Annotated in this window: 1 pseudogene; it reads left to right on the forward strand. The window is 62.0% G+C overall.

Annotation, left to right across the window (positions count from 1 at the left end):
• Positions 1 to 133: 133 nt before the first annotated feature.
• A pseudogene (locus tag ACHHRT_RS13820) lies at positions 134 to 1,088 on the forward strand (RHS repeat protein); the annotation flags it as partial.

The following is a 1,088-nucleotide window of genomic DNA, read 5'->3' on the forward strand; positions in this document are numbered from 1 at the left end:
TGCTGTATTGTTGTGGTTTCCTTGATCAAAAAAGGTGGTTGAAGCAGTCGGTGGTTGGCCGGAAAGAGAATTCGCGAATAAAAATGCGTAAAAATGCAGCCGTTGGGAGAAATGGGCGGAGAAATGGTGTCTGATGCCATTTCTCCGCCCGGGCCGCAGCCCCCATCTCTTTCGCTACACCGCCACCGACCGGCAGGAGGAGTACCTGCCGCCGGAGGCGGGGGCGCAACCCGCCGCCACCCGTTACGCCTACAACCTCGACGGCGAGCTGACCCAAATCACCCGCCCCGACGGCCGGACCCTGGAACTTGGCTATTCCGGCTGCTGCGGCAAGCTTGCTTATCTCGACCTGCCCCACGGCCGGATCGATTACGCTTACCACCCCGCAACCGGCCGGCTCAGCGGGATCACCACCCCGGAGAACAACACCTTGGCCTTCACTTACGACGGCTTCCTGCCGCTGACCCAGGCCTGGTCCGGCGAGATCAACGGCAGCGTGGTCCGGGGCTACGATAGCAACTTCCAGCTCCAGTCCCTGAACGTAAACGGCCAGAGCATCACCTACGGCTACGACAGCGACGGCCTGCCCAGCCAGGTGGGCGACCTCACCCTGGAGCGCGACCCCGCCAACGGCTTTCTCACCGGCACCAGCCTGGCCGGGGTAGCCACCACCCAAGCCTACAACGGTTACGGTGAAATAACCGCCTTCACCGCCGCCCACGAGGCCACCGAACTGTTCAGCACCAGCTTCAGTCGGGACCAGCGCGGCCGGATCAGCGAAAAAACCGAAACCGTCGCCGGCATTACCAACCATTACGGCTACCACTACGACCAGGCCGGCCGCCTGATCCGGGTAAGCAAAAACGGCAACACCGCCGCCACCTACACCTACGATTACAACGGCAACCGCCTGCAGCACAGCGCCGGCGGCACCACCAGCACCGGCAGCTACGATGCCCAGGACCGGATGACCGCCTACGGCAACGCCTCTTACCAGTACACCGCCAACGGCGAACTGCTCAAGAAAGCCCAAGGCGCTCAGGTGACTAATTACACCTATGATCTCCTCGGCAATCTCAAAACCGTGA

It is taken from the genome of Desulfurivibrio modestus (genome assembly GCF_044068625.1).
In the GTDB taxonomy this organism is placed as follows: Bacteria; Desulfobacterota; Desulfobulbia; order Desulfobulbales; family Desulfurivibrionaceae; genus Desulfurivibrio.